The sequence below is a fragment of the Roseicyclus sp. genome (genome assembly GCF_052168335.1).
Taxonomy (GTDB): domain Bacteria; phylum Pseudomonadota; class Alphaproteobacteria; order Rhodobacterales; family Rhodobacteraceae; genus Roseibacterium.
On record NZ_JBQLZP010000454.1, the window covers coordinates 1 to 26,551 of the forward strand.

Sequence of the window (26,551 nt, forward strand, 5' to 3'; positions counted from 1 at the left end):
CCTGCTGGTCGTGCGCCTCGACGATCAGGCGGCCGCCGTCGGGCGTGGTGAGGTAGTGATAGCTGACGCCGCCGAGGTGCTCCGACAGTTCCACCACGTGGCTGTCGCCTTCGGCGAGGCTCATCTGGTTGGGCCGGAGGCCGACGGTCACCGGCCCGTCGGCCGAGAGGCTGCCCGGCGCGGACAGGCGCGCGCCGCCGAGGCCCGGCACGGTGACGGTGCCGCCCTCGGCGCGCCCCTCGAAGAAGTTCATCGCGGGGCTTCCGATGAAGCCCGCCACGAAGCGGTTGTCGGGGTCGTTGTAGAGGTCGAGCGGGCGGCCGACCTGCTCGATCCGTCCCGCGCGCAGCACCACGATCTTGTCGGCCAGCGTCATCGCCTCGACCTGGTCGTGGGTGACGTAGATCATCGTCGCCCCGATCTCCTGGTGGAGGCGCGCGATCTCCACCCGCATCTCGACGCGCAGCTCGGCGTCGAGGTTCGACAGCGGCTCGTCGAAGAGGAAGACTTCCGGCCCCCGCACGATGGCCCGCCCGATGGCGACGCGCTGACGCTGCCCGCCCGACAGCGCCTTGGGCTTCCGGTCGAGGTAATCGTCGAGCTTCAGGACGCGGCTCGCCTCGGCCACCTTGGCGGCGATCTCGGCCTTGGGGTGGCCCGTCATCTTGAGGCCGAAGCCCATGTTCTCGGCCACGGTCATGTGCGGGTAGAGCGCGTAGGTCTGGAACACCATGGCGACGCCCCGCTCGGCCGGGTCGAGGCGCGTCACGTCGCGCCCGCCGATGGAGATGCGGCCCTCGCTCGTCTCTTCCAGGCCCGCCACCATCCTGAGGAGCGTGGATTTCCCGCAGCCCGAAGGGCCGACGAAGACGCAGAACTCGCCGTGGTCGATGGTCAGGTCGACACCGTGGATCACCTGCGTCGCGCCGTATCGCTTGATGACGTTCCTCAGCTCAAGTCCCGACATTGCGGACGCCCTCCCTCGCTCGTCGTCTCATTCCGCGGCCTCGTCCGGAAAGCGCCAGTCCTGCGCCTCGCCCGCGATGGCGTCGGCCGCGCGCCGGATCTCGGGCAACAGGGCGGTCAGCCCCGCGAGGTCCGTCCGCGCCGTGGTCGAGGTGACCGACAGCGCGCCCAGCACTCGCCCCGAGCGCGCGAGGATCGGCAGCGCGATGCAGATGATGCCCGGCTCGTGCTCCTCGTCGTCGAAGGCGTGGCCGCGCGCGCGGATCGCGGCGAGTTCCTCGCGCATCCGCGCGGCATCGGTGATCGTCTTCGGCGTGAAGCGGTGCCAGGACTGCCGCTGGAGCACGCGACCGAGTTCCGCCTCGGGCAGGTAGGCCAGCATCGCCTTGCCGACGCCGGTGCAGTAGGCGGGTCCGACCTTGCCGGCCTGCGAATACATCTCGACCGGCTCGGCCGCGTTGCGCTTGTCCACGTAGAGGACCTGCCCCGCATCGAGCTGCGCGAGATGCACCGTCTCGCCCGTCGCGCGGCTCAGCCGGTCGAGGTGCGGCCGCGCGATGGGCGCGAGCGAGGAGGCCTGCCACGCCGCATGGGCCAGCCGCACGAGGCGCAGCCCCGGCGCGTAGGTCTGCCGCTCGGGGTCGTAGCTGAGCATTCCCTGTTTGGTGAGCACCTGCACGAAGCGGTAGAGCGTCGCCTTGGGGAAGGGGCTGGTCTCCATCAGCTCGGAGAAGCGGACCGGGCGGCCGCGCGCGGCCACGTCGTCGAGCACGGCCAGCGCCTTGCCCACGGTCCCGTCGCCTTTCGCCTCCGACGCCATGACGCGACGCCTCCTCTCCGGTTTGCTGTTGACAAGGCTAGGCTGACTCGCGCTAGGATTTCAATATAAGAAACCAAGTTTCACATAATGAAACTTCACATTGCGAACCGGATCACCAGGGAGGACACCATGCGATCCATCTTCAAGACCGGCGCCGCGGCGCTGGCCGGGGCCACGATGCTGGCCGGAACGGCCTGGGCGCAGGAGCTTTCGGGCACGCTGCGCATCATCTCGGACATGTCGAACCCCGGACCCCGCGCGGTCATGGAAGGTCTCGCCGCCGAGTTCGACGAGATGCACCCGAACCTGACGGTCGACCTGACCATCGTCGACCGCGAGGCGTGGAAGACGCAGATCCGCAACGCGCTGTCGGCGAACCCGCCGGACGTGGTGAACTGGTACGCGGCCAACCGGATGGAGCCCTATGTCGATGCGGGCCTGTTCATGGACATCACCGAGTGGTGGGACGCGGGCGACTTCGAGGGCCTCGAGTCCGTGCGCGGCGCGCTGACCCAGGACGACCGCGTCTGGGGCATCCCCTACACCTACTACCAGTGGGGCGTGTACTACCGCGAGGACATCTTCAACGAGCTCGGCCTGAGCGAGCCCACGACCTGGGAAGAGGAGCTCGCCAACTGCCAGGTGATCGTCGATTCGGGCCGCGCCTGCTACACGATCGGGACGAAGTTCCTGTGGACCGCCGGCGGGTGGTTCGACTACCTCAACATGCGGACGAACGGCTTCGACTTCCACATGCAGCTCGCCCGCGGCGAGATCCCGTGGACGGACGACCGCGTGCGCCAGACCTTCGCCAACTGGCGGACCCTCATCGACATGGGCGCCTACATCGAGGATCACCAGACCTATTCCTGGCAGGAGGCGCTGCCCTTCATGATCAATGGGGAGGCCACGGCCTACCTGATGGGCAACTTCGCCGTCGACCAGCTGCGGAACGGCGGGCTGACCGACGACCAGCTCGACTTCTACCAGTTCCCGATGATCAACCCCGAAGTCACCGCCATGGGCGAGGACGCTCCGACCGACACGTTCCACGTCGCCGCAGGCGCGCAGAACGTCGACGCGGCGCGCGCCTTCCTCCAGTACGTGACCTCGGCCGAGGTGCAGACCCGCATCAACGGGCCTGAAGGTCTCGGCCAGCTTCCGGTGAACGCGAACGCGAGCGTTGCGGATGACGAGTTCGTCCAGCAGGGCTTCGAGATGCTGTCGAACAACGCCACGGGCGGCATCGCGCAGTTCTTCGACCGCGATTTCCCGGCCGAGATGGCCTCGGTCGGCATGGAAGGCCTGCAGGAGTTCATGGTGTTCCCCGACAACCTCGAGGACATCCTCCAGCGTCTCGAGGCCGCGCGCCAGCGCATCTACCAGTAACCGGCCCTTCGGCCAGAGCCCGCCCGGACCGCGTGTCCGGGCGGGACCGTTCCACCCGGAGACCCGCCGCCGATGCGCCTCGTCCTGCACATGGGCCTGCACAAGACCGCCAGCACGGCGTTCCAGACGCTATGCCGCGACAACGCGGATATCCTGGCCGGTGCGGGCGTGTTCTGGCGGGTCCATCCGGGCTATCCCGCGCATCACGAGTTGGCCTGGGCGCTCCTGCGGGGCGAGACGGGCGCCATCGCCGACTACCTCGGCGAGGCGCGCGGCGCGGGCGCGCGCACCGCGCTCCTGTCGAGCGAGGAGCTCGACTATGTCCTGCATGTTCCGCAGAAGGCGCAAGCCATCGAGGCCGCCGCGCGGGACGCGGGCGCCTCCGAGATCGTCTGGGTCGCCGCACTCCGCAGGCCGAGCGAGGTGTTCCGGTCCCTCGCCTCGGAGCTGACCAAGCACGGCATCCACCTCGATCCGCTGCAGGGCTACCTCGAGATCCGCCGCTCGGGCGGGCTGCACTTCACCGGGCGGCACCATGGCGGCACCCAGTTCTGGAACTGGTTCAAGACCTTCGATTACGCGCGCCACTTCGGCCGCCTGCGCGGCGCCGTGTCGGGCCGCGTCGTCGCCTACGACTACCATGCGCCCGACCGCCTGCCGGGCGCGCCGATCCTGCGCCTCGCCACGCCCGAGGCGGAGCGCGTGATGGACGCCATCGCGCCGCCCGGCCGGGTGAATGCCCGCCTTTCGGAGGACGAGATCGCGGGCAACCTGCGCCGCATCCTCGCGGGTCACGGCCACGGCGCGGCGGAGATCGAGGCGCTTCTCGCCGCCGCCGAGGCCTCTGCCCGCGCCGCACGCGAGACCGGGGCCGACCGCATCATCGACGCGGCGCTCGACGCGCGTTTCGGCGACTACGCCGCCGTCATCGGCGACGGCAGGCCCGCCCCCGTCCTGGAGGAGACCTGAGCCATGGCGACGACCCGGATGCACGACGCCGCCTCCGAGCCCACCTGGCTCCAGCGCAACCGCATGACGGTGACGCCGATCCTGTTCCTGCTGCCCGGCGTCCTGTTCTTCCTCGTCTACGTCATCAGCCCGATCTTCCAGTCCTTCCAGATCTCGCTCTACCGCTGGGATGGCCTCGGCGAGGCGACCTATATCGGCCTCGCCAACTACCAGGAACTGCTGACCGACCGGAACTTCGAGATCTCGCTCTGGAACAACGTGAAATGGCTGGTGCTCTACCTGCTGGCCATTCCCCTCGGGCTCTTCATCGCGCTGTTCCTGAACCAGACGGTGACGGGCATCCGGCTCTACAAGTCGATGTTCTTCTTCCCCTTCGTTCTCAGCCAGGTGGTGGTGGGCCTCGTCTTCTCGTGGTTCTACCTGCCGCGCGAGGGGCTGCTGAACGGGGTGCTGACCTTCTTCGGCCTCGAGACGGTGAACGTTCTCGGCGACCCCTCGCTCGCCACCTACGGGATCATCGCGGCGGGCCTCTGGCCGCAGACGGCCTATTGCATGATCCTCTATCTCACGGGCCTGAACGCCGTGGACCCCGAGCAGGTGGAGGCCGGGCGCCTCGACGGGGCGAAGGGCTGGAAGATGCTCTGGTACGTGATCCTGCCGCAGCTCAAGCCCGCGACCTTCATCGCCTTCGTGGTGACGATCATCGGCGCGCTCCGGTCCTTCGACCTCATCTCGGTGATGACGAACGGCGGGCCCTTCGGCTCCACCCGCGTCCTCAGCTTCTACATGTTCGAGCGCGCGCTTTCCGAGTTCGGCTTCCGCATGGGCTACGGCTCGGCGATCGCGGTGGTGCTCTTCTTCATCATGCTCGTCTTCATCGCCTACTTCCTCTGGCAGATGTGGCGTGACGAGAAGGAGGCGCGGCGGTGAGCGTGACGCGGGACCAGGTGGACGCGATCTGTTCGGCCCTTCCGGGCGCGGTGCTGGCGCATCCGCCCGAGCTGATCAGCTGGAAGGTTGGCGGAAAGATGTTCGCCTGCGTCGGCTCGCAGGACGACAGCGACGGCGTGTCGGTCAAGACGCCGGACGCCGAGGCCGCGCGGATGCTGATCGAGACCATGGGGGCGATCAAGGCGCGGTATTTCCACGCCTCGTGGGTGCCGCTGCCCCATGACCGGGTGACCCTCGAGGAATTGCGCCACCGGCTGATCGTGTCCTACGACCTCGTGCGCGCCTCGCTGAAGAAATCCGAGCGCGACGCGCTGCCGCCGAGGGAGGAGGCCTGAGATGTTCCCCACCCCCATCCAGCAGCGCAGCCGCGCGGCGCAGATCACCTACCAGACGCTCCTGCCGCTGGCGATGGTGCTCTGGCTCCTGCCGCTGATCGCGGTGATGCTGTTCTCGATCCGGCCCTTCTCGGACTTCGGGGCGGGCAACTACTGGGGCGTGCCTTCGTCCTTCGAGTTCTTCACCAACTACGGCCGCGTCTTCTTCGAGAGCGACATGCCGCGCTACCTGTGGAACTCGGTGCTCATCACGGTGCCGACCGTGATCGGGGCGGTGGCGCTCTCTTGCATGACGGGCTTCGCGCTCGGGGTCTACCGGTTCCGGGGCAACCTCCTGATCTTCTTCATGTTCATCGCGGGCAACTTCGTGCCGTTCCAGATCCTCATGGTGCCCGTCCGCGACCTGACGGTGGACCTCGGGCTCTATGACACGAAACTCGGCCTCGTCCTCTTCCACATCGCGTTCCAGACCGGGTTCTGCACGCTCTTCATGCGCAACTTCATCCGCGCGCTGCCCTACGAGCTGATCGAGGCCGCGCGCGTCGAGGGCGTGGCGGAGTGGCGGATCTTCTGGTTCGTCGTGCTGCCGCTGATGCGGCCGGCCATCGCGGCGCTTTCCGTCCTGATCTTCACCTTCATCTGGAACGACTACTTCTGGGCGATCGTGCTGACGCAGGGCCCGAACGCACAGCCGGTGACGGCGGGCATCACCTCGTCCAACAGCCAGTTCGTCGCGCAGTATCACCTGATGAGCGCGGGCAGCATCGTCGCGGCGATCCCGCCCGTGATGATGTTCTTCCTGATGCAGCGCCACTTCATCGCGGGCCTCACGCTCGGGGCCGTGAAATGACACAGACCGGGCCCCGGAGGGCCGCCAAGACATGACCAAACTCGCCTTCATCGGCGCGGGCTCGACGATCTTCATGAAGAACATCGTCGGCGACATGCTCCACTTCGAGGCGCTGAGGGACGCCCGCATCGCCCTCATGGACATCGACCCCGTGCGGCTGGAGGAGAGCCGGATGGTCGCCGAGAAGATGATCGCGACCATGGGCACCGGCGCGACCGTCGAGGCCACGACCGACCGGGCCCGGGCGCTCGAGGGCGCGGACTTCGTGGTGACGGCCTTCCAGATCGGCGGCTACCGACCCTCGACCGTGATCGACTTCGACGTGCCGCGGAAATACGGCCTCCGCCAGACCATCGCGGACACGCTGGGCGTGGGCGGCATCATGCGGGGCTTGCGGACGGTGCCGCACCTCTGGGAGGTCGCCGCCGACATGGCGCGGCTGTGCCCGGACGCGCTGCTCCTCCAGTACGTGAACCCGATGGCGATCAACACCTGGGCGCTGGCCGAGCGGTTTCCGAACCTCAGGCAGGCGGGCCTCTGCCATTCGGTGCAGAACACGGTCGAGGAGATCGCCCACGATCTCGACCTGCCCGCGCACGAGATCCGATACCGTGTCGCGGGGGTGAACCACGTCGCCTTCTTCCTGCGGCTGGAGCACCGGGGGCGCGACCTCTACCCGGCGCTGCGCGAGGGCTACCGCGCCGGGCGCCTGCCGAAGCCGCCGCTCCTCATGCCGCGCTGCTGGAACCGCGTGCGCTACGAGGTGATGGACCATCTCGGCCATTTCTGCACCGAAAGCTCGGAGCATCTCGCCGAATACGTGCCCTGGTTCATCAAGGAGGGGCGCGAGGATCTGATAGAAGAATTCCGCATCCCGCTCGACGAATACCCGCTGCGCTGCGTCGAGCAGGCCGAAGGCTGGGCCGAGCAGGCCAAGCGCCTGAAGACCGCCGCCGGCATCGAGGTGAGAAAGTCCCACGAATTCGCCGCCGAGATGATGAACGCCGTCGTCACGGATACGCCCTATGTCGCCTACGCCAACCTGCCGAACCGGGGTCAGGTGCCGCAGCTGCCGCAGGGTGCCGCCGTCGAGACGCCCGCGCTGGTCGATGCGAACGGCGTGCAGCCGACGACCGTGACCGACATCCCGCCGCAGCTCGTCGCGCTGATGCGCACGCAAGTGAACGTGCAGGAACTGGTGGTCCGGGCGCTGGTTGAAGAGAACGTGGAGCATGTCTACCACGCCGCCTACATGGACCCGCACACGGCGGCCGAACTCGACCTGCGCCAGATCCGCAGCCTCGTGACGGACCTGCTCGCGGCCCATGGCGACATGATCCCCGCCTTCGCGCGGCCCCGGAGGGCAGCATGACGACCGACCCGAAATTCCCCGACCTCGAGGGTCGCTCCGTCTTCATCACCGGGGGCGGCTCGGGCATCGGCGCGAGCCTGACGGAGGCCTTCCTGCGGCAGGGCGCGAAGGTCGCCTTCGTGCAGCGCTCGGACGCCTCGCTCTTCGTCGAGGAGATGGCGGACCTGACGGGCAACCGGCCGCTCTTCCTGCCCTGCGACATCACGGACATCCCGGCGCTCCAGGACACGATCGGCACGGCCGCACAGGCGCATGGACCGGTCACGGTGCTGGTGAACAACGCCGCCAACGACAAGCGCCACCGGACCGAGGAAGTGACCGAGGATTTCTGGGACTGGTCGCAGGCGATCAATCTCAAGGCCTACTTCTTCGCCTGCCAGGCGGTGGTCGCGGGGATGCGCGCGGCGGGTGGCGGCTCCATCGTCAACTTCTCGTCGATCTCCTACATGATGGGCAACGCGGGCTACCCGGCCTACACCACCGCGAACGGCGGGATCACGGCGCTGACCCGCAGCCTCGCGCGCGAGTTCGGCCCGGACGCGATCCGGGTGAACGCGCTGATGCCGGGCTGGGTGCTGACCGACAAGCAGCTCGAGATGTGGGCCTCGCCCGAGGACCTCGCCGCCCACATGGAGAAGATGTGCCTGAAGGAGCATCTGAAGCCGCGCGACATCACCGGTGGCACGCTGTTCCTCGCCTCCGATGCGAGCCGGATGATGACGGGGCAGGCCCTCGTCATCGACGGCGGGGTGGTCGTGACGGGATGAGCGCGCGGGCAACATACGCCGATTGGATCGCCGTTGACTGGGGCACCACCCATGTCCGCGCCTGGGCCATGGCCGAGGACGGCACGCACCGGGCCGAAGCGCGCTCGGACGACGGCATGGGCGCCCTCTCGCGCGAGGAGTTCGAGCCCGCGCTCCTCCGCCTGATCGAGCCGTGGCTGGGCGCCGGGATCACGCCGGTGCTGGCCTGCGGTATGGTCGGCTCGCGCCAGGGCTGGGCCGAGGCGCCCTATGCCTCCGTCCCCGCCAGGCCTGCCGAGCTTCCGCCCGTCCCCGTCGCGACGCGCGACCCCCGCCTCCGCGTCGCGATCCTGCCGGGCCTCTCGCAGAAGGCGCCGCCCGACGTCATGCGCGGAGAGGAGACGCAGATCGCCGGTTTCCTCGCCGAGGCGCCGGGCTTCGACGGGGTGCTCTGCCTGCCGGGCACGCACACGAAGTGGGTCCACCTGAGCGCCGAGGAGGTGGTGAGCTTCCAGTCCTACATGACGGGCGAGCTCTTCGAGCTGCTGTCCGAGCGGTCGGTCCTCCGCCACTCCGTCGCACGGGCGGGCGCGGACGAAGACGCCTTCCTCGAGGCCGTCACCGAGGCCCTCTCGCGGCCCGAGCGGCTGGCGCAGCGGCTGTTCTCCATCCGGGCCGAGAGCGTCCTTGCCGGCCTCGGGCCGGAGGTGGCGCGCGCGCGGCTCTCGGGCCTGCTCGTCGGTGCGGAACTGGCGGGCGCGCGGCCCTATTGGCTGGGCCGGGAGGTCGCCGTGGCGGGCGCGCCGGCGCTGGCCGCGCTCTATGCCTCGGCGCTCGCGTCGCAAGGCGTCGCCGTCCGCACGCTCGACGCCGATCCGCTCACCCGCCTCGGCCTCGCGCGGGCCTGGGCCGCCCTGCGGGAGACCACGACATGAGCCGTCCGATCATCGCCATCCTGCGCGGCCTGACACCGCCCGAGGCGCTGCCCGTGGCCGAAGCGCTGATCGCTTCGGGCATCGACCGGATCGAGGTTCCGCTCAACTCGCCCCGCCCGCTCGAGAGCATCGCGGCCATGGCGCACGCGTTCGGCGGGCATGCCCTGATCGGGGCGGGCACCGTCACCGCCCCCGACGAGGTGCGCGAGGTGGCGGACGCGGGCGGCAAGCTCATCGTCTCGCCGAATTTCGACCCGGACGTGGTGATCGAGACCAAGCGCCTGCTCCTGCAGAGCTGGCCGGGCGTCTTCACCCCGTCCGAGGCCTTCGCGGCGCTGAGGACCGGCGCGGACGGGCTGAAGCTGTTCCCGGCGGCGCAGACGGGGCCCTCGGGCCTCGCCGCCTTGCGCGCCGTGCTGCCCAAGGGCACGCAGGTCTTCGCCGTCGGCGGTGCGGGGCCCGAGAACTTCCGCGACTGGCTCGACGCGGGCGCCGACGGTTTCGGCATCGGCACCGCGCTCTACAAGCCGGGGATGTGCGTCGAGGACGTGGCCGCGCGTGCGCGCCGCATCGTCTCGGCCTGGGACGACGCGACGAAAGGCGTTTCGGCATGAATGTGAAGACCTTCGACGACCGCGCCTGCATCCTCGGCGAAGGGCCGCTCTGGCACCCCGAGCGCGGGCAGCTCTTCTGGTTCGACATCATGGGCAAGCGGCTGATGACACGCGAGGACGGCGCGCCGCGCGAATGGCGCTTCGACCGGCACGTGAGCGCCTCCGGCTGGATCGACCGCGACACGCTGCTCATCGCGAGCGAGCGCGACATCTTCCGCTTCGACCTGCGCGACGGCACGGAGGAGCGTCTCGCCCCGCTCGAGGCGGGCAATGCCGCGACGCGCTCGAACGACGGGCGGGCCGATCCCTTCGGCGGTTTCTGGATCGGGACCATGGGCAAGAACGCCGAGAAGGGCGCGGGCGCGCTCTACCGCTACTACCGGGGCGAGGTCGTCACGCTGCGCGACGGCATCACCATCCCGAACGCAACCTGCTTCGCGCCGGATGGGCGCACGGCCTATTTCGCCGACACGGACGAGCACATCGTCTGGCGCATCCCGCTCGACGGCGAGGGCTGGCCCGAGGGCGAGTGGCAGGTCTGGCTCGATCACCGGGAGAGCGGGATCAACCCGGACGGCGCCGTGGTGGACGCGGACGGCCGCTTCTGGTGCGCCGAGTGGGGCGGATCGCGGGTCGCCTGCTATTCGCCCGAGGGTGATCTTATAGAAGAAATCGCACTGGACGTGCCGCAGCCGACGTGCCCCGCCTTCGGCGGACCGGACCTCTCGACGCTCCACGTGACCTCGGCGCGGCAGGGCCTGCCGTCGGACGCCATGGACGAGGCGCCGCGCTCGGGCATGACGCTGGCGGTCGCGACCCGCGCGCGCGGGCAGGCCGAGCACAGGGTGATTCCGTGAGCCTCAGGCGCACGCTCGGCACCTGCTACTACCCGGAACACTGGCCCGAGGAGGTCTGGGCCGAGGACGCGCGCCGCATGGCGGACCTCGGCCTCACCTGGGTGCGCATCGGCGAGTTCGCCTGGTCCCGGCTGGAGCCGCGCCCCGGCCGCTTCGACTGGGGCTGGATGGATCGCGCCTTCGAGACGCTGGGGGGTGCGGGCCTCAAGATCGTCCTCGGCACGCCCACCGCCACGCCGCCCCGATGGATGCTGGAGCGCCACCCCGACATGCTCGCCCATGACGCGGAAGGCCGGCCGCGCGGCTTCGGCTCGCGCCGGCACTACTGCTTCAGCCACGCGGGCTACCGGGCCGAGGCCGCCCGCATCGCCGAGGAACTGGCGAAGCGCTACGGCCGCCACCCGGCGCTCGGCGCCTGGCAGACGGACAACGAATACGGCTGCCACGACACGGTCATCAGCCATTCGCCCGCCGCCCGCGCCGCGTTCCGCGACTGGCTCGCCCAGAAGTACCAGAGCACCGATGCCCTTAACCGCGCCTGGGGCAACGTCTTCTGGTCGATGGAGTACGAGAGCTTCGACGAGATCGACCTGCCGAACCTGACCGTGACCGAGCCGAACCCCTCGCACGCGCTCGACTTCCGCCGCTTCTCCTCCGATCAGGTGGCGCGCTGGAACGCGGCGCAGGTCGAGGCGATCCGCCGCCATTCCGACGCGCCGATCAGCCACAACTACATGGGCCGGATCGTCGAGTTCGACCACTTCGCGCTCGGCGCGCAGATGGAGATCGCCACCTGGGACAGCTATCCGCTGGGCTTCCTGGAGGACCGGCTGGAGGAGCCGCCCGAGCACAAGCGCCGCTATGCCCGCCAGGGTGATCCGGACTTCCAGGCCTTCCACCACGACCTCTACCGCGCCGTGGCCTCCCGCTTCGACGCCGAGGCGCCGCGCTGGTGGGTGATGGAGCAGCAGCCGGGTCCGGTGAACTGGGCCCCGCACAACCCCGCGCCGCTGCCGGGAATGGTGCGCTTCTGGACCTGGGAGGCCTTCGCCCACGGCGCGGAATGCGTGAGCTACTTCCGCTGGCGGCAGGCCCCCTTCGCGCAGGAGCAGTATCACGCGGGGCTGCTGCGCCCCGACAGCGCCGAAGCCCCCGCCTTCGCCGAGGCGCGTCAGGTGGCCGACGAACTCGCCGAGATGCCGGAGGTCGGTCTCGGGCAGGCGCGGGTCGCGCTCGTCTTCGACTACACCTCCGCCTGGGCCTGGACGGTGCAGCCGCAGGGCAGGGGCTGCGACTACTTCCGGCTGGTGTTCGAGGTCTACCGGGGCCTCCGCAAGCTCGGCCTCTCGGTCGATATCCTGCCGCCCGACACGGACAGCCTCGCGGGCTATCGCCTCGTCCTCGTCCCCGGCCTCGTGACCCTGTCCGAGCCGCTGAAGCGCGCGCTCGGCGAGACGACGGCGCAGGTCCTCCTCGGCCCCCGCACGAACGCGAAGACCGCCGCGCTCGCCACGCCCGTGCCGCTTCCGCCCGCCATCCCCGGCCTCGACGCGACGGTGGCGCGGGTCGAGACGCTGCGCCCCGACATGCCGGTCCCGATGGAGCGCGCGGGCCACGTGACGCTCTGGCGGGAGGAACTCGAGGGCACGGCCGAGGTCGTGGATCGCGACGCCCAGGGCCGCCCCGTCGCCATGCGCGCGGGCAACCTCACCTATCTCGGCGGCTGGCCCGATCCGGACTTCCTGCGCCACCTCCTCATCCGGGCCTGCGCCGAGGCGGGCGTCGAGACGCTCGACCTTCCCCCCGACATCCGCGTGCGGCAGGCCGGCGACACGCGCTTCGTCTTCAACCACGGGCCGGAGGAGGTGGTGTTCGAGGGCCGCACCATCCCGCCGGCGGGCGTCGCCTGGTAGGGCGGGACACGTCCCGCCATCGCCCTTGGCGGCAGGGCAGGTCCGCAGCCTTTGGCGGCAGGGCAGGTCCGCCGCCCTTGGCGGCAGGGCAGGTCCGCCCTACCCGACCGACTCGTTGTAGGTCGCGTCGAGCCTTGATTGCAGGTAATCCGCCGCCCGGATGGGCGCGTATTTCGGCTCCCCCGTCCCGGGCAGCGCCGCGACCACGACATCCGGGTTCGCCTCGACGAACATCGCGACCGAGCGCCGCTGACGCTTCGGCGGCAGCACGCGGTGCGGCGTCGAGACGTAGATGTCGTTCGTCCACCGCATCAGGCAGTCGCCGATGTTGACGACGTAGGCACCCTCGACATGCGGCACGTCCGTCCAGTCGCCGCCGCGCGGCTTCACCTGCAGCCCCGGCTCGCCATCCGTCATCAGGAGCGTGACGACCCCGTAATCCGAATGCGCGCCCGCGCCGATCTCGCCAGCCGCCCCGGTCCCCGGCGGGTAGTGCAGCACCCTGAGCGCCGCCAGCGGCTCGTGGAAGACGCTCTCGAAATGCGCCTCCGGCAGCCCGAGGTCGAGCGCGATCGCCCGCGAGAGCCGCACGCCCAGGTCGAGCGCCGCGTCGTAGTAGGCGAGCATCGTCTCGCGGAAGCCGGGGAGGTCCGGCCAGAGGTTCACGCCCCGGAACGGCTCGCCCGCGAGGACGCGGGGATCGCCCGGGTCCATGTCGAAGCCGATGTTGAAGCTCTCCTTCCGGTCCTTCTGGCCGCTCGTCTCGTCGAGGCTCTCGAGCCCGTCATGCGCCCAGCCGCGATAATGCGGCGTCTTCAGGATCGAGACCTTCTCCTTTTCCCCCAAGGGCAGGGAGAAGAACCGATCCGCCTGCGCGAAGACTCCGGCCTGCAACGCGGGATCGACCCCGTGCCCGGTCAGGAGGAAGAACCCCGGTCCCCGCGCCGCCCGGCCGAGATCGGCGACGAAGCCATCCCGGTCCGTACCCCCGGAGAACCGCGTGAAGTCGAGCACCGGGATCATGCCGCCGCCTCCTTCTGCAATGCGCGGGGCAGCGGCCCCGTCAGCCTGTCCATCTTCGCCGCCACGCGCGCGAGGTGCTTCTCCCGGCTCGGCCCCGTGGAACTGTCCATCAGGTAATGCGCGGCGAAAACCGTCCGGCACCGCCTCGCGCAGAGGAGCCGCACGCCCCGCAGCAGCGTCCGCCGCCCCGGCGCGCCGACGAACCGCGTCAACCAGAAGCTCGCCCCGCAGGTCGTGAAGACGCCGAGCCGCGTGACGTTGGTGAGGCCGGGTCGGATGTTCGCGTTCTGCGCGTCCGGCATAAGGAAGGCGAGGCCCGGCACCAGCACCCGGTCGAGCCACCCCTTGATCATCGCGGGCAGCCCGTACCACCAGGTCGGGTAGACGAAGATCAGCGTGTCGCACCAGGCGATGTCGGCACAGTGGTCCCGCACACCCTCCCGGTTGCGCGCCTCGTCCTCGTAGATCTCGTGCTCGTGGCCGCTGAGCACCGGGTCGAAGCCCTCGGCATAGAGATCGCGCAGCCGCACCTCCGCTCCCGCCGCCGCCAGCTTCGCCAGCACCACGTCGCGCACGGCCTCGGTGAAGCTGCCGCGGCGCGGATGGCAGTAGACGACGAGGGCCCGCATCAGAACGCCTCCATCTCGCGTCCCACCCGCCCGAGGAAGGCCCCGCGCGCCGCGTCGCCCGCCCGGTTCATGTCGTAGAGCGCGAGGTAGCGCATCTTCTCGGGGCGGCAGACATGCCAGACCGCGCGCGTCACGCACTTGCGCGGCGGGTCGCCCACGAGGAGCGCGCGCATCCGCGTGCCGCCATAGGTCGTCACGGCGGCGAGCCTGCGGATATGCGTCAGGTTCGGCTTCACCTTCCCGTCCTCCAGCCGGAAGGAGACGCCGGGCAGGAACACCCGGTCGAGAAACCCCTTCAGGATCGCGGGATAGCCGAAATTCCACACCGGGAACACCATGACGAGCGCCTCGGCCGCGCGGAGCCGCTCGACGTAGCCCGCCACCGGCGCGATGTTCTGCCCCACCTCGTGATACCCCCGCCGCTCGGCCTCGGTCAGCACGGGGCTGAAGCCCTCGGCGTTCAGGTCGCAGTCGTCGACCTCCCAGCCCGAGGCCGCGAGCCGCTCCACCACCGTGGCATGAAGCGCGGCCGAGAAGCTCTCGGGACAGGGATGCGCGAAGAGCACCAGCGCCCGCCTCACGCGCCCCTCCCTTCATCTTTCCAAAAATCCGCACGGGGGAGCGCGAGGGGGCAGTCGGCCCCCTCGCCAGGGTCGGCGCCGAAGGCGGCGAAAGACCTCACTCGGCCGCCTCGGGCTTCGGGGTCATCGCGGGATAGCGGTACATCTCGGCATAGTCGAAATCGGGCGTGTCCCAGCTCACCATCTTGCCCGGGTTCAGCAGCCCCTTGGGATCGGCCTCGCGCTTGAAGTCGAGCTGGCGCTGGTCGGCCGACTGCCGCCCGCCCTCCTCCAGGGTGTAGCGGTGCGGGTTGAAGATCAGGGCGCCCGCCTCCTCGTGCATCCGCACGATCTCGTCGAGCCGCTCCTTCGTGGTGAACTTCACGAGGCTCAGGCCGGCGAAGGCGATCTTGCCCTCCATCCGGATCGCCTCGAGATGCTGGAGAACCTCGGGGCTCAGCGCGTCGCGCATCTTCTCGATCAGCGCGAGGTGCTCGGGGAAGCCGTAGCGCACCTGCAGGTAGGTGATCGACGGATCGACCTTCAGCGCGCGCAAAGTCGTGTGGTTCCAGCCGTATTCGAAGACCGGGCCCGGCGTCCGCGGCCAGTCGTTGTCGTCCGAGCGGTAGATCATCCGCGCGTCGGGGTTCCGCCCGAGGAAGGTCAGGAAGCCGTCCATCGACTGCGGCGCGACCATCAGCCCGATCAGCGTGTCGTCTGCCTCGATATGCGGCTTCACCCGCGTGAAGTAGTCGAAGGGCGCCGGCGCCTCGTAGACGGAGGCGAGCTTCAGCAGGATCCCGTCCTGGTTCGCGAGCCTGTCGGTGAAGCGCGCGGCGTCCATGAAGTCCTTCATGGCGACGAAGATCTCCACCCAGTCATAGGCCGGCGCCAGCGGCATCTCGAGCTCGGTGATGATCCCGTTGGTGCCGTAGGCATGGCTGACCCGCGCCAGCTCCTCGCCCCGGAACTCGAGGACGCGCGGCTCCGCCTCCATCGTGACGACGCGAAGGCGGATGATGTTGCCGAGGTCGCGCAAGGACCCCCAGTGGACCGAGCCCACGCCGCCCGAGCCGCCCGCGATGAAACCGCCGATCGTGGCCGTCGCCCAGGTCGAGGAGAACATGCGGATCTCCTGCCCCGAATGCGCCTTGCAGTAGGCGTCGAGGTCCTTCAGCAGGATGCCCGGTTCGCAGATCACGCGGCCCGGATGCACCTCCCGGACCTTGTCCATGTGGCGCAGGTGCATGACGCAGCCGCCGCGCATCGGCATGGCCTGCCCGTAATTGCCTGTGCCCGCGCCCCGCGTCGTCACCGGCACGTCATGGGCGTAGCAGACGCGCAGCACCTCGATCACCTCGGCCTCGGATTTCGGGTTCACCACGAAATCCGCCTCGAGGTGGTCCATCGCCTCCTTCAGGACCGGTGAGTACCAGAAGAAATCGCGGCTCTTCGCGCGGATGGTGGCCGGGTTCTCGTCCTGCTCGATATGGGCGAGGGCGGCCTTGGCCGCGGCGACGTTGGGCAACATTCAGGTCCTCATCAGGTGGTCGAGCTCGGCATGGTCGGGCAGCGTCCGGTCGATCTGGACACCGTCCCGGAGCACGATGCGGTCGGATTGCGGGCGGGAGAAGAGCTCGGTCCAGGACCGCGCCTTCACGATCACGAGGTCGGCGGGCGCGCCGGGTGCGAGCGAGGGCGGAGCGAAGCCGCAGGTCGCCGCCGGGTCGGCCACGAAGCTCGTCGTCCAGTCGGCGCGGGAATGGTCGAGATGCCCGATCCGGGTCGCCTCGCGCATCACCTCGAGCATGTCCATGTCGCCGTAGGCGTAGAAGGGATCGCGCGTGTTGTCCGAGGCGAAGCTGACGCGGATGCCCCGCGCGCGCATCTCGTGGACCAGCGTGATGCCCCTCCGGCGCGGCGTCCGGGCGACGCCCTCGGCCGTCCGGTCCTGGAGGTAGAGGTTGCACATCGGCAGGCTGACGACATCGATGCCGGCCTTCGCCACGAGGTCGAGCGTGTCCATCGCGCGCGCCTCGTCCTGCGCCGAGAGCGAGCAGCAATGCCCCACGACCACGCCGCCCTGGAACCCCGTCTCCAGCACGACCTCGGCGATGGTGCGCAGCGTCTCGACGCCCGGGTCCATCGTCTCGTCCACGTGGAAGTCGGTCCTGAGCCCGTGCGTCTCGGCCAGGCCGAAGAACCCGCGCAGCACCTCGTCGAGGCCGTCCATCGGGTTGGTGACGAGGCCGAGGACGCCGCCCTTGGTCCGGGCGACCTCGGCCGCGATCTCGGGCAGAGGGCCGTCGAGGCCGCCGAGCCCGGAATGGATCAGGTTCGCGGCCTGCAACTCGATCCGCCCCGCCCACTCGGCCTGCAACTCGCGGAAGACCGGGAAGCTGACGGCGTGCTGCGGCGGGATGCTGTCGAGGTGCGTCCGGATCGCCCGCGTGCCGTGAGCGAAGGCGCAGCGGAGCGAGAAGTCCATCCGCGTTCGCACGTCCTCGGCCGACCAGTTGGCGCCCCGGTCGGCCATCACGGTGTTCAGCGCGCCCATGAACGTGCCGTCGGGGTTCGGGCTCCGCGGCCAGATATGGCCCTTGTCGAGATGCGTGTGCATGTCGACGAAGGCGGGGAAGACCATGGCGCCGGCCATGTCGACGGCGACGGGCTGCGGCGCGCCGATGCGCCCGTTCTCGATCGAGACCTCGGTCGTCACCAGGTCGCCCGCCTGCCCGATGAGGCAGGCCGGAACCGTCACGTTCGTGAGCGTGAAGTTGCCCAGCGGTAGCTTGCGGAAGTCCATCATCCCTCCCGGCTCAGCGCGCTTTCGTGCCACTTCCGCAGCAGGAGGTGCGACAGGATGCTGAGCGCCGCGAAGATGAAGACGCCCATCGCCGCGACGAGGGCGAGTGCCGCGAACATCCGCGCGATGTTGAGGCGGTATCCCGCTTCCTGGATGCGGAAGGCGAGGCCGGTGCCGATGCCGCCCGTGCCCGCCACGAGCTCGGCCACCACGGCGCCGATCAGGCTGAGCCCGCCCGCGATGCGCAGGCCGCCGAGGAAGTAGGGCAGCGCGGAGGGCAGTTGCAGGAAGCGCAGCTTCTGCCAGCGCGTCGCGCCGTAGGTGCGGAAGAGGTCGCGCAGGTTGTGGTCGACCGAGTTGAGGCCGAGCGTGGTGGAGGAAAGCACCGGGAAGAAGGCCACCAGCCAGGCGCAGAGCAGCATCCCCGCGATCTTCGAGTCGACGTAGATGAAGATGAGCGGCGCGATGGAGACCACCGGCGTCACCTGCAGGATCACCGCGTAGGGGTAGAAGCTGAGCTCCAGCATCTTCGACTGGTTGAACAGGATGGCGAGGCCTGCCCCGCCGATCACCGCCATGACGAGCGCGACCAGCGTGATCCAGCCCGTGAGGTAGGCCGCCTCCACCAGGATGCCCCAGTCGTTCACAAGGCTGTCCCAGACGAGGCCGGGGCCGGGCAGGATGTAGTGCGGGATCTCGTTGGCGGTGACGACCCAGCTCCAGCCGAGGATCGCCAGCACCATCATCACGATGGGCAGGGCCCATTTCGCCGTCTTCTCGATCCGGGCCGCGCGGGCGCGGCGGACCTCGTCCTCGTCGCGGGCGCCCGCGAGCGCGAGCGACTGGTCGTCAGCGAGGCTCATGCCGGTTCTCCCATGGCTTCCTTCAGCGCCTCGGAGGCGCGCCGCGCATGGGCGGCGTATTCGGGCGAGGTGCGGAAGCTCTCTCCGCGCGGATAGGGTTCGTCGACCTCGAGTTCGGTCAGCACCCGGCCGGGGCGCGCGGCCATGACCACGATCCGGTCCGAGAGGAAGACGCTCTCGAACACCGAATGCGTGACGAAGATCACGGTGCAGCCGATCTGCGCCTTGAGCTTCAGAAGGTCGTTGTTGAGCTTGTGGCGGGTGATCTCGTCGAGCGCCGCGAAGGGCTCGTCCATCAGGATCAGGCGCGGGTTCGTGACGATGGCGCGCGCGATCGAGACGCGCATCTTCATGCCGCCCGACAGCTCGCGCGGATAGGCGTTCAGGAACTTCTCGAGGCCGACGAGGCGCAGCACCTCGAGCACGTCGTCCTTGACCTCGGCATAGCTCTTGCCCGAGAGGCGGAAGGGCAGCCAGACGTTCTGCGCCACCGTCGCCCAGGGCATCAGCGTCGGTTCCTGGAAGACGACGCCGAGATCGCCCCGGCCCTGCCCGCCCTCCCATTCCACGCGGCCGCGCGTCGGGTGCATCAGGTCCGAGATGATCCTGAGCGCCGTGGACTTGCCGCAGCCCGAAGGCCCGAGGAGCGAGATGAAATCGCCCTGGTTGACCTGCAGCCTCATGTCCTTGAGCGCGACCACGTCGCCGCCGAAGACCTTGTCGACGTGGTTGAGCCGCAGAAGCGGCGGGCGCTGCCCGAGGGGCAGGGTATCGTGATGGCGGACGGCCATGTCTGCGCCTTCTTCCTGAACCGATGCGGCGACCCGCGCCGTGGTGCGCGCGGGCCGCCTGCCTCAGCGTCGCATCACTGCGGCCGCAGTTCCAGCCCGAGACCCTGGTTAACGAACTGCGTGGTGTAGGCCGACTGCCAGTCGAGGCCGTCCTCGACCACGCCTGCATCCACCATCGCCTGGTAGAAGCTGCCGACCGTCTCGTCGGTCATCGCGCCGATGCCGAGCGTCAGCGCGTCGCCCGAATCGACGATGCCGAATTCGATCATCTTGGCGATGGCGTAGTCGATCTTGTCCTGCGTCATGTCCGGGTTGGCCGCGAGGATCAGCTCGTTCGCCGCCGCGTTGTCGCCGTAGAGGTAGTTGTACCAGCCGAGGATCGACCCGTTGACGAAGCACTCGACGACCTCGGGGCTGTTCTCGATCGTGCTCGCCATCGTCTCGATCGTGGTGGCGTAGGTGGCATAGCCCGCGTCCGCGATCAGGAAGACGTTCGGGGTGAAGCCGCCCTCGCGCTCGACGAGGTAGGGCTCGGACGAGAGGAAGCCCTGCATCCCGAGCTGCGTGTCGGCGAGGAAGGGGGCGGGGTTGAAGGTGTAGGGCTGGCGCTGCTCGACGGTGAAGCCGTGTGCCGCGATCATCCACTGGTAGAAGGAGGCGAAGCCGTTGTCCCCGATCAGGAGCGTGAGGTCGCGCAGTTCCTCCCAGGTGTCGGCGACGCCCGGATGGGCGAGGATCACCTGCGGGTGCTTCTGGAAGGTGGCGGCGACGGCCACGACCGGCACGCCCTCCGCCACGGCGTTGAACGCCTGGAGGAGGTCGCCGCCCATGTGGAACTGGATGCGGTCGGCGATCAGGAGGGCACGGTTGTTCACCTGCGGCCCGCCCGAGACGATCTCGACGTCGAGGCCGCATTCCGCGTAGGTGCCGTCCGCGACGGACTGGTAGAATCCGCCGTGCTCGGCCTGGGCGAGCCAGTTGGTGCCGAAGGTCACGGGCGTGAGGTCCTGCGCGGCGGCGGTGCCTGCCGCGAGGCCCGCGACGAGCGCGAGTATGGAGGTGCGGTACATCCCTGGAATCTCCCCGGTGTGGTGGTCTTGTGACTGCCGCGAGACTAGGAGCGGCTTGAAGACGGGGAAGCGTCCGGGGGTCGTCCGGCGACCGGCCTTGCCCCCGGCGCCCGAATTTCCGGCAGGGCGGCGCCTTGTGCCCAAGCTTTGCGCATTCGGTGCATCGCAAGGCCCCTCCGGGGCTGGACAATGGCGCAGGTGCGCCGCTTGTCTGACTCGCGCGACAACTCGGAGTCAGACCATGTCCGACCGCCTCTCCGCCCTCGTGCCGGCGGCCCTCCGCCCACCCTTCGCGGCCTATTCGCACGGCACCCACGTGCCCGTGGGCGCGGAGTGGGTGTTCACCTCGGGCCAGCTCGGCATCACGCCGGAGGATGTCGTCCCCGAGGCGGTCGAGGCGCAGGCCGACCTCTGCTTCGCCGCCATCGACGCGATCCTCGGAGAGGCGGGCTTCTCCCGCGCCGATACCGTGCGCATCAACGCATTCGTCACCGACCGCGCGCACATGGCCGGCTACATGGCGGCGCGCGACCGCTGGTGCGCGGGCCTCGCGCGCTTGCCGGCATCGACGCTGGTGATCGTGTCGGGGTTCACCAGGGCCGAATTCAAGGTCGAGGTCGAAGTCACCGCGGCCCGCCTGCCGCCCGGCTGACGGGCGCCGTCCGCTCGGCCGCCACCCGGCTTGCGGGTGTGCTACGGTTGACGCCCCCGCGCCGAGCGGGCGTTCTTCGGGTGTCTCCGGCCCGCCGTGCGGGCGTTTTTCGGTTGACGGAGGTGGACGCTTGGCATACCTCCCCGCCGCGTGGCGGAGTAGCTCAGTTGGTTAGAGCAGCGGAATCATAATCCGCGTGTCGGGGGTTCAAGTCCCTCCTCCGCTACCAGATTCTCCCGGACTTGTCGGTGGCGTTCTCCCGGGCGGCGTCATGCCCGGCGCGGAAGGTGCATCATCGGGTGGCGCCGGGGTGCGAGACGCGCCACCGGACGACGGCGCCCGAGCCCACGGGCGCGGCGACCCGGTCCTTGCGGCGCCGCGGCAAGGCCGCCCGGCGCGCGGGAGTGATCCCCCCTCGCCGTTGGGTGTGGAGCGCCACGGCGGCGACCAACGCCAGCGCCCCCCTCCTCCCGCCGTTCAGCGCAGGTCGCGGGCTTGGCGTCGCCGACGCGAAGCCCGCAGACATTGCCATGCGATCAGACCATCATCCGTCGCGGATCGGCGATCAGCCCCGCATACAGGGCGAGGAAACGCGCGGCATCGGCCCCGTTGATGACCCGGTGGTCGTAGGACAGGTCGAGCGGCACCATCGGCACCGGGCGGGGCGTGTCGCCGTCCCAGACCGTGACCGTCTCGGTGCGGGTGATGCCGAGGATCGCGACCTCGGGCGGGTTGACGATCGGGGTGAAGGCGGTCCCGCCAATGCCGCCGAGATTGGTGATGGTCATCGAGGCGCCGCCCATCTCGTCGGGGCCGATCTTGCGCGCCTGCGCCCGCGCGGCGAGGTCCGCGATCTCGGCCGCGATGGTCCAGAGCCCCTTGCGGTCGGCATCGCGGATCACGGGAACCATGAGGCCGTGCGCGGTATCCACTGCGATACCGACATGCACATAGTCCTTGAGGATCAGCTTCGCGCCGTCGGCCGAGAGCGAGGCGTTGAGCTTCGGGAACGCGCGCAGGCTACGCGCGAGCGCCGCCACGTGGAAGGCCAGCGCCGTGAGCTTGACACCGCGGGCCTGTGCCTCGGTCTTCCACGCGCCGCGCAATGCCTCGATGGCCGAGACGTCGGCGCGGTCGTGGTGGGTCACGGCGGGGATCAGCGCTTGCGCCGCCGCAAGGTTCCGCGCCGAGACCTGGGCGAAGCGGCTCATCGGCTCCTCGGTGACGGGGCCGTGGGCGGCGTGGTCCACCTCCCAATAGGCCGTGTCGCCCGTGGTGCGCGGGGGCGGGCCGCTCTCGAGATCCTCGGGGCCGAGCGTCCTGCGCCCGAGCTTGCGGGCCTGCGCCTCGAGATCGACGCCCTTCTCGAGGGCGAGGCGGCGGGTGGAGGGGCTTGCCGTGATGTCGCTCATGGCCGCCTCACCATTCCGCCGAGATGTATTGGGTTTCCATGAACTCGAGCATCCCCTCGTGCCCGCCCTCGCGGCCGAGGCCCGACTGCTTCGTGCCGCCGAAGGGCGCGGCGGGGTCCGAGACGAGGCCCCGGTTCAGGCCCACCATGCCGTAGTCGAGCCGCTCGCAGACCTGCATCGCGCGGCGGAAGTCCTTGCCGAAGACGTAGGCGACGAGCCCGTATTCCGTGTCGTTGGCGCGCCTTATCGCGTCCTCCTCGTCGGCGAAGGTCTGGATCGCGGCGACGGGGCCGAAGATCTCGTCATGGACGCAGTCGGCGGTCTCCGGCACGTTCGAGAGCACCGTCGGAGGATAGAAGAAGCCCGGCCCGTTCGGCACCGTGCCGCCGCATTCGAGCCGCGCGCCCTTGGCGAGCGCGTCGGCGACGAACTCCGCCACCTTGTCGCGCGTCTCGCGGTTGACGAGGGGACCGACATCCACCGACGGATCGGTTCCGTCGCCCACCTTCAGCGCCGACATCCGCCGGGCGAGCTTCGCCGTGAAGGCGTCGGCGAGGTCTTCGTGGACATAGATGCGGTTCGCGGCCGTGCAGGCCTCGCCGAGGTTGCGCATCTTGGCGAGCATCGTGCCGTCGATCGCGGTGTCCATGTCGGCGTCCTTCAGAACCAGCACGGGGGCGTTCCCGCCGAGTTCCATCGCGGGCTTCAGCACCTGGTCGGCGGCGGATTTCAGGAGCTTGCGCCCGACCCCGGTGGAACCCGTGAAGCTGACCACCCGCACGCGCGGATCGTGGAGCATGTGGTCCACCAGCGCGCCCGTCCTGCGCGAGGGCAGGACGTTCACGAGGCCCTTCGGCACCCCCGCCTCCTCCAGCAGCGGCATCAGCGCCAGCATCGTCAGCGGCGTCTCGGAGGCCGGTTTGATCACCACGCCGCAGCCCGCGGCGAGCGCCGGCGCGATCTTCCGCGTGCCCATGGCGGCGGGGTAGTTCCACGGCGTCACGAGGACGGCGAGGCCCGCGGGCTTGTGCTGCACGATGATCCGGGCGCCGGAGGAGGGCGCGTGCGTGATGAGGCCGTCCGCGCGCACCGCCTCCTCGGCGAACCAGCGGAAGAACTCGGCGGCGTAGGCCGCCTCGCCCCGCGCATCGGCGCCCGCCTTGCCGTTCTCGAGGGTGATCAGGTGCGCGAAATGATCGAGCCGCGCGGTCATCAGCTCCCACGCGCGGCGCAGCACCTCGGAGCGTTCGCGCGGCTTGCGCGTCGCCCAGTCCGCCATGGCGCGCTCGGCCGCGTCGAGGGCCGCGTCGGCGTCGGCGATGTCGGCGGAGGCGACGGAGGCGAGCACCTCCTCGGTCGCGGGATTGATGACGTCGAAGCGCTCGGTCGTGCTGCGCCATTCGCCGTCGATGTAGAGGTCGGTGTAGTCCATGAGAGGCACTCCGTCGGTCAGAGCAGGTGGCGGAGCGGTTGCTCCATCCGGCCCGCGAAGTCGGTGAGAAGCCGGATCGCCGCGCTTGCGTCGAAACCCGCCGCGGGGCATTCCAGCGTGATGCAGAGACCGTCGCCGTCCCGGGTGATGGTCAGGACGGGGATGGTTTCGGCGCCCATGGCCACGGTCGAGATCGGCGTGCCGCGCAGGTCGCGGACGAGGAGGGCAGGAGTCTCGTCCGACGCGGTGACGGACGACAGCCTGCGTCCGGGCGGCACCGCGAAGGCCTGCGCGGCGCCGAAGCGCTCGACGGCCACGGCAACGCCGCCGTCCGCGCCGAGGCTCGCCCCCGCGAGACCCGCGAGCACCGCGTCCGCGTGGAGGCCGTGCTCCTCGGCCCAGGGCGCGAACTCCGACAGTCCGTCCCGCGCGCAGGCGGCCGTCAGGCGCCGCGGCAATGCGGAGGGCGTGGCCGCCGGGGCGGCGGCAGGCATCGCACGCAAGGCCTCGAGGTCCGCGACGTGGAAGGGCTGCGGATGGCCGGCCTCGGCGAGGCGGTTCAGGTCGAGCCCCTGTTCCAGCGCCAGCCGCCGCGCCTTGGGCGAGGCGAGGATGCGGCCGCCGCGCGCGGCGGCGGCTTTCGGTGCCGCTTCGGCCTTCCGCGGCGCCGGGGCAGCCTCGGCCACCGTGTGCGCCGGGGCAGGGGCGCCGCCGTCCTTCCGCGACCGGGCGACGGGTGCCTCCGGCTTCTTGTCCGTGATGATCGCGACCGGATCGCCGACCGGCACCTCCTCCCCAGCCTGGGCGAGCGTCGCGGCCAGCCATCCCTTGCGGCCCGCCTCGACCTCCATGGTGCTCTTGTCGGTCTCCACCTCGAAGAGGATGTCCTCGGCGGAAACCTCGTCGCCGGGCGCCTTCAGCCAGTTCACGAGGAGGCCCGTGTCCTGCGCCATGCCGAGCTGGGGCATGGTGACGGCATGACCCTCGGGCAGGTCGCCGGTGGCATCGCCGACAGGTTCGGGGTCCGGCGCTGCGGGGGGCGGGCCGCCGTCTTCCCCGGCGCTGTCCGAGATGCGGGCGATCACCCTGCCGACGGGAACGTCCTCCCCCTCGCCGTAGCAGACGCCCACGAGGAATCCGTCCGCCGGGCTCTCGACCTCCATGACCGCCTTGTCGGTCTCGACCTCGAAGAGGGCGTCGCCCCGCGCCACGGGATCGCCGGGTGATTTCAGCCACGACACGATGCGCCCCGCGTCCTGCGCCATGCCGAGTTGGGGCATGGTCACGTCATGCGGCCTGAAACCGGAGGTTTCGTCATGCGGCATGGATGAGCTCCCCGGCGCAGAGCCTGCGGGCGTTCTCCGCCACGGCCTCCGGCGTCGGCACCGTGAGGTCCTCGAGCGCCGGGCTGAAGGGCACGGGCACGTCCATCGCCCCCATCCTGAGGACCGGCGCGTCGAGGTGGTAGAACGCCTTCTCGTTCAGGCGCGCGGCGATCTCGGCTGTGACGCCGTAGCTCTGGTGGCCCTCGTCGATCACGATGGCCCGCGAGGTCTTCCTGACGCTCTCGAGCAGCGTCGTCTCGTCGAGAGGCACGATCGTGCGCGGGTCGATCACCTCGGCGTCGATTCCGTCTTGTGCAAGAATGGCCGCCGCCTTCTCCGCCACCTGGACCATCGACGAGGTGGCGATCAGCGTGATGTCGCGCCCCTCGCGCTTCACGTTCGCCTGCCCGAAGGGGATCAGGTATTCCTCCTCGGGCACCGGCGCCTTGTCCTGGTACATGAGCTTGTCCTCGAAGATCACGACCGGGTTGTTGTCCCGGATCGCGGTCTTCATCAGGCCCTTCGCCTCGTAGGCCGAGGACGGCAGGGCGACCTTCAGGCCCGGGACATGCGCCACCAGCGCCTGGAGCGACTGGCTGTGCTGCGCGGCCGAGCGCCGCGTCGCGCCGAGGTTCGTGCGCAGCACCATCGGCACCGTCAGCTTGCCGCCCGACATGTAGTGCTGCTTGGCCGCCTGGTTGCAGAGCTGGTCCATCACCAGGTAGAGGAAATCCCCGAACATCAGGTCCACGACGGGCCGCGCCCCCGTCATCGCGGCCCCCACCGCGATGCCGACGAAGCCCGGCTCCGAGATCGGCGTGTCGATGACGCGTCCGGTGCCGAATTCCTCCACGAGACCGGACAGCACCTTGAAGGGCGTGCCGGCCTCGGCCACGTCCTCGCCGAGGATGAAGACCGTGGGGTCGCGCCGCATCTCCTCGGCGAGCGCCTCGTTCACGGCCTGGGACAGGGTGATCTCTCGCATCGCGCTCTCTCCTCAATCCGCGAAGACGTGCATGTCGACCTCGTGGGCCGGCGGGTAGGGCGCCTTCTCGGCGTAGGCGACGGCGTCCGCCGCGTCGCCGGCGATCTCGGCGTTCATCGCCTCGATCTCCTCCTCGGTGGCGATCCCCTCCGAGACGAGGAAGGCGCGGAAGCGGCTGATCGGGTCGCGGTTCTCCTTCCAGTCGCGCTCCTCGTCCTTCGAGCGGTAGTATTCGCGGTTGATGTCGCCGACGTGGTGGCCGTGGTAGCGGTAGGTCATCAGCTCC

27 protein-coding genes and 1 tRNA gene are annotated in these 26,551 nt (G+C 69.8%); 13 read left to right on the forward strand and 15 right to left on the reverse strand.

Annotation, left to right across the window (positions count from 1 at the left end):
- Positions 1-967: ABC transporter ATP-binding protein (locus ACTS11_RS13870; RefSeq protein ID WP_442640896.1), on the reverse strand; the 967-nt coding region annotated here is incomplete at its 3' end.
- Positions 968-994: 27 nt separating this feature from the next.
- On the reverse strand, positions 995-1,786 hold the full coding sequence (locus ACTS11_RS13875) for an IclR family transcriptional regulator (protein ID WP_442640897.1): 792 nt from the start codon (positions 1,784-1,786) through the stop codon (positions 995-997).
- A gap of 129 nt (positions 1,787-1,915) precedes the next feature.
- Here ACTS11_RS13875 and ACTS11_RS13880 point away from each other — a divergent pair, with 129 nt between their 5' ends.
- The 11 genes from ACTS11_RS13880 (at position 1,916) to ACTS11_RS13930 (ending at position 12,717) form a co-directional block, all read left to right on the forward strand.
- Positions 1,916-3,175 (forward strand): ABC transporter substrate-binding protein, encoded by a 1,260-nt coding sequence (locus ACTS11_RS13880; protein WP_442640922.1) that lies wholly within the window; start codon positions 1,916-1,918, stop codon positions 3,173-3,175.
- A 72-nt stretch (positions 3,176-3,247) separates the two neighbouring features.
- Positions 3,248-4,144, forward strand: a complete 897-nt coding sequence (locus tag ACTS11_RS13885) for a hypothetical protein (protein ID WP_442640898.1) — start codon at positions 3,248-3,250, stop codon at positions 4,142-4,144.
- Between the two features lie 3 nt (positions 4,145-4,147).
- On the forward strand, positions 4,148-5,074 hold the full coding sequence (locus ACTS11_RS13890) for a carbohydrate ABC transporter permease (RefSeq protein ID WP_442640899.1): 927 nt from the start codon (positions 4,148-4,150) through the stop codon (positions 5,072-5,074).
- The gene (locus tag ACTS11_RS13895; protein WP_442640900.1) at positions 5,071-5,430 is read left to right on the forward strand and encodes an MmcQ/YjbR family DNA-binding protein; all 360 of its coding nucleotides are present in this window, start codon (positions 5,071-5,073) and stop codon (positions 5,428-5,430) included. The genes ACTS11_RS13890 and ACTS11_RS13895 overlap by 4 nt, the downstream gene beginning before the upstream one ends.
- A gap of 1 nt (position 5,431) precedes the next feature.
- Positions 5,432-6,280 carry a carbohydrate ABC transporter permease gene (locus ACTS11_RS13900; RefSeq protein WP_442640901.1) on the forward strand — a complete coding sequence of 283 codons (849 nt, stop codon included), beginning with the start codon at positions 5,432-5,434 and terminating at the stop codon, positions 6,278-6,280.
- A gap of 31 nt (positions 6,281-6,311) precedes the next feature.
- Positions 6,312-7,652, forward strand: a complete 1,341-nt coding sequence (locus ACTS11_RS13905; RefSeq protein ID WP_442640902.1) for an alpha-glucosidase/alpha-galactosidase — start codon at positions 6,312-6,314, stop codon at positions 7,650-7,652.
- The gene (locus ACTS11_RS13910; protein WP_442640903.1) at positions 7,649-8,419 is read left to right on the forward strand and encodes an SDR family NAD(P)-dependent oxidoreductase; all 771 of its coding nucleotides are present in this window, start codon (positions 7,649-7,651) and stop codon (positions 8,417-8,419) included. Before ACTS11_RS13905 ends, ACTS11_RS13910 begins: the two co-directional genes overlap by 4 nt.
- Positions 8,416-9,333 carry a 2-dehydro-3-deoxygalactonokinase gene (locus ACTS11_RS13915; protein ID WP_442640904.1) on the forward strand — a complete coding sequence of 306 codons (918 nt, stop codon included), beginning with the start codon at positions 8,416-8,418 and terminating at the stop codon, positions 9,331-9,333. Before ACTS11_RS13910 ends, ACTS11_RS13915 begins: the two co-directional genes overlap by 4 nt.
- A complete protein-coding gene (locus ACTS11_RS13920) occupies positions 9,330-9,947 on the forward strand; it encodes a 2-dehydro-3-deoxy-6-phosphogalactonate aldolase (protein WP_442640905.1) in 618 nt (205 codons plus the stop codon). The genes ACTS11_RS13915 and ACTS11_RS13920 overlap by 4 nt, the downstream gene beginning before the upstream one ends.
- Positions 9,944-10,804: an SMP-30/gluconolactonase/LRE family protein gene (locus ACTS11_RS13925; protein ID WP_442640906.1), complete on the forward strand. Its 861-nt coding sequence runs from the start codon at positions 9,944-9,946 to the stop codon at positions 10,802-10,804. Before ACTS11_RS13920 ends, ACTS11_RS13925 begins: the two co-directional genes overlap by 4 nt.
- Positions 10,801-12,717, forward strand: coding sequence for a beta-galactosidase (locus tag ACTS11_RS13930; RefSeq protein WP_442640907.1), 1,917 nt, complete (start codon positions 10,801-10,803; stop codon positions 12,715-12,717). Before ACTS11_RS13925 ends, ACTS11_RS13930 begins: the two co-directional genes overlap by 4 nt.
- A 99-nt stretch (positions 12,718-12,816) precedes the next feature.
- Here the strand turns inward: ACTS11_RS13930 and ACTS11_RS13935 are convergent, their stop codons facing one another.
- The 8 genes from ACTS11_RS13935 to ACTS11_RS13970 all read right to left on the reverse strand — a co-directional run bounded on the left by ACTS11_RS13935 (position 12,817) and on the right by ACTS11_RS13970 (position 20,459).
- On the reverse strand, positions 12,817-13,740 hold the full coding sequence (locus ACTS11_RS13935) for an isopenicillin N synthase family dioxygenase (protein WP_442640908.1): 924 nt from the start codon (positions 13,738-13,740) through the stop codon (positions 12,817-12,819).
- A complete protein-coding gene (locus ACTS11_RS13940) occupies positions 13,737-14,369 on the reverse strand; it encodes an NAD(P)H-dependent oxidoreductase (protein ID WP_442640909.1) in 633 nt (210 codons plus the stop codon). The genes ACTS11_RS13935 and ACTS11_RS13940 overlap by 4 nt, the downstream gene beginning before the upstream one ends.
- Positions 14,369-14,950: an NAD(P)H-dependent oxidoreductase gene (locus tag ACTS11_RS13945; RefSeq protein WP_442640910.1), complete on the reverse strand. Its 582-nt coding sequence runs from the start codon at positions 14,948-14,950 to the stop codon at positions 14,369-14,371. The genes ACTS11_RS13940 and ACTS11_RS13945 overlap by 1 nt, the downstream gene beginning before the upstream one ends.
- A 97-nt stretch (positions 14,951-15,047) precedes the next feature.
- Positions 15,048-16,460, reverse strand: coding sequence for an FAD-binding oxidoreductase (locus ACTS11_RS13950; RefSeq protein WP_442640911.1), 1,413 nt, complete (start codon positions 16,458-16,460; stop codon positions 15,048-15,050).
- Positions 16,461-17,735, reverse strand: a complete 1,275-nt coding sequence (locus tag ACTS11_RS13955; protein ID WP_442640912.1) for a cytosine deaminase — start codon at positions 17,733-17,735, stop codon at positions 16,461-16,463.
- Positions 17,735-18,598, reverse strand: a complete 864-nt coding sequence (locus tag ACTS11_RS13960) for an ABC transporter permease (RefSeq protein WP_442640913.1) — start codon at positions 18,596-18,598, stop codon at positions 17,735-17,737. The genes ACTS11_RS13955 and ACTS11_RS13960 overlap by 1 nt, the downstream gene beginning before the upstream one ends.
- On the reverse strand, positions 18,595-19,389 hold the full coding sequence (locus ACTS11_RS13965; RefSeq protein ID WP_442640914.1) for an ABC transporter ATP-binding protein: 795 nt from the start codon (positions 19,387-19,389) through the stop codon (positions 18,595-18,597). Before ACTS11_RS13965 ends, ACTS11_RS13960 begins: the two co-directional genes overlap by 4 nt.
- A gap of 74 nt (positions 19,390-19,463) precedes the next feature.
- Complete coding sequence (locus ACTS11_RS13970; protein ID WP_442640915.1) at positions 19,464-20,459, reverse strand: ABC transporter substrate-binding protein; 996 nt, start codon at positions 20,457-20,459, stop codon at positions 19,464-19,466.
- 241 nt (positions 20,460-20,700) lie between these two features.
- On the opposite strand from ACTS11_RS13970, the gene ACTS11_RS13975 reads away from it, so the two are divergent.
- The gene (locus ACTS11_RS13975; protein WP_442640916.1) at positions 20,701-21,111 is read left to right on the forward strand and encodes a RidA family protein; all 411 of its coding nucleotides are present in this window, start codon (positions 20,701-20,703) and stop codon (positions 21,109-21,111) included.
- Between the two features lie 152 nt (positions 21,112-21,263).
- Positions 21,264-21,340: transfer RNA gene (locus ACTS11_RS13980), tRNA-Met, on the forward strand.
- A gap of 307 nt (positions 21,341-21,647) precedes the next feature.
- On the opposite strand, the gene ACTS11_RS13985 is transcribed toward ACTS11_RS13980, so the two are convergent.
- The 5 genes from ACTS11_RS13985 to ACTS11_RS14005 all read right to left on the reverse strand — a co-directional run.
- Entirely contained in the window at positions 21,648-22,523 is an 876-nt protein-coding gene (locus ACTS11_RS13985; protein ID WP_442640917.1) for a 2-oxo acid dehydrogenase subunit E2, read from the reverse strand.
- A gap of 7 nt (positions 22,524-22,530) precedes the next feature.
- On the reverse strand, positions 22,531-23,955 hold the full coding sequence (locus ACTS11_RS13990) for an NAD-dependent succinate-semialdehyde dehydrogenase (RefSeq protein WP_442640918.1): 1,425 nt from the start codon (positions 23,953-23,955) through the stop codon (positions 22,531-22,533).
- A 17-nt stretch (positions 23,956-23,972) separates the two neighbouring features.
- Complete coding sequence (locus ACTS11_RS13995) at positions 23,973-25,280, reverse strand: biotin/lipoyl-containing protein (protein WP_442640919.1); 1,308 nt, start codon at positions 25,278-25,280, stop codon at positions 23,973-23,975.
- The gene (locus tag ACTS11_RS14000) at positions 25,270-26,265 is read right to left on the reverse strand and encodes an alpha-ketoacid dehydrogenase subunit beta (RefSeq protein ID WP_442640920.1); all 996 of its coding nucleotides are present in this window, start codon (positions 26,263-26,265) and stop codon (positions 25,270-25,272) included. The genes ACTS11_RS13995 and ACTS11_RS14000 overlap by 11 nt, the downstream gene beginning before the upstream one ends.
- Before the next feature lie 12 nt (positions 26,266-26,277).
- The coding region (locus tag ACTS11_RS14005) for a thiamine pyrophosphate-dependent enzyme (RefSeq protein WP_442640921.1) at positions 26,278-26,551 on the reverse strand (274 nt) is incomplete at its 5' end.

Coding starts and splice junctions, on each gene's coding strand:
- ACTS11_RS13950 (WP_442640911.1), bottom strand. CDS start 16,460: ATGTTGCCCAACGTCGCCGCGGCCAAGGCCGCCCTCGCCCATATCGAG.
- ACTS11_RS13910 (WP_442640903.1), top strand. CDS start 7,649: ATGACGACCGACCCGAAATTCCCCGACCTCGAGGGTCGCTCCGTCTTC.
- ACTS11_RS13940 (WP_442640909.1), bottom strand. CDS start 14,369: ATGCGGGCCCTCGTCGTCTACTGCCATCCGCGCCGCGGCAGCTTCACC.
- ACTS11_RS13920 (WP_442640905.1), top strand. CDS start 9,330: ATGAGCCGTCCGATCATCGCCATCCTGCGCGGCCTGACACCGCCCGAG.
- ACTS11_RS13995 (WP_442640919.1), bottom strand. CDS start 25,280: ATGCCGCATGACGAAACCTCCGGTTTCAGGCCGCATGACGTGACCATG.
- ACTS11_RS13915 (WP_442640904.1), top strand. CDS start 8,416: ATGAGCGCGCGGGCAACATACGCCGATTGGATCGCCGTTGACTGGGGC.
- ACTS11_RS13900 (WP_442640901.1), top strand. CDS start 5,432: ATGTTCCCCACCCCCATCCAGCAGCGCAGCCGCGCGGCGCAGATCACC.
- ACTS11_RS13990 (WP_442640918.1), bottom strand. CDS start 23,955: ATGGACTACACCGACCTCTACATCGACGGCGAATGGCGCAGCACGACC.
- ACTS11_RS13875 (WP_442640897.1), bottom strand. CDS start 1,786: ATGGCGTCGGAGGCGAAAGGCGACGGGACCGTGGGCAAGGCGCTGGCC.
- ACTS11_RS13970 (WP_442640915.1), bottom strand. CDS start 20,459: ATGTACCGCACCTCCATACTCGCGCTCGTCGCGGGCCTCGCGGCAGGC.
- ACTS11_RS13890 (WP_442640899.1), top strand. CDS start 4,148: ATGGCGACGACCCGGATGCACGACGCCGCCTCCGAGCCCACCTGGCTC.
- ACTS11_RS13985 (WP_442640917.1), bottom strand. CDS start 22,523: ATGAGCGACATCACGGCAAGCCCCTCCACCCGCCGCCTCGCCCTCGAG.
- ACTS11_RS13925 (WP_442640906.1), top strand. CDS start 9,944: ATGAATGTGAAGACCTTCGACGACCGCGCCTGCATCCTCGGCGAAGGG.
- ACTS11_RS13960 (WP_442640913.1), bottom strand. CDS start 18,598: ATGAGCCTCGCTGACGACCAGTCGCTCGCGCTCGCGGGCGCCCGCGAC.
- ACTS11_RS13885 (WP_442640898.1), top strand. CDS start 3,248: ATGCGCCTCGTCCTGCACATGGGCCTGCACAAGACCGCCAGCACGGCG.
- ACTS11_RS13905 (WP_442640902.1), top strand. CDS start 6,312: ATGACCAAACTCGCCTTCATCGGCGCGGGCTCGACGATCTTCATGAAG.
- ACTS11_RS13975 (WP_442640916.1), top strand. CDS start 20,701: ATGTCCGACCGCCTCTCCGCCCTCGTGCCGGCGGCCCTCCGCCCACCC.
- ACTS11_RS13965 (WP_442640914.1), bottom strand. CDS start 19,389: ATGGCCGTCCGCCATCACGATACCCTGCCCCTCGGGCAGCGCCCGCCG.
- ACTS11_RS13955 (WP_442640912.1), bottom strand. CDS start 17,735: ATGGACTTCCGCAAGCTACCGCTGGGCAACTTCACGCTCACGAACGTG.
- ACTS11_RS13880 (WP_442640922.1), top strand. CDS start 1,916: ATGCGATCCATCTTCAAGACCGGCGCCGCGGCGCTGGCCGGGGCCACG.
- ACTS11_RS14000 (WP_442640920.1), bottom strand. CDS start 26,265: ATGCGAGAGATCACCCTGTCCCAGGCCGTGAACGAGGCGCTCGCCGAG.
- ACTS11_RS13935 (WP_442640908.1), bottom strand. CDS start 13,740: ATGATCCCGGTGCTCGACTTCACGCGGTTCTCCGGGGGTACGGACCGG.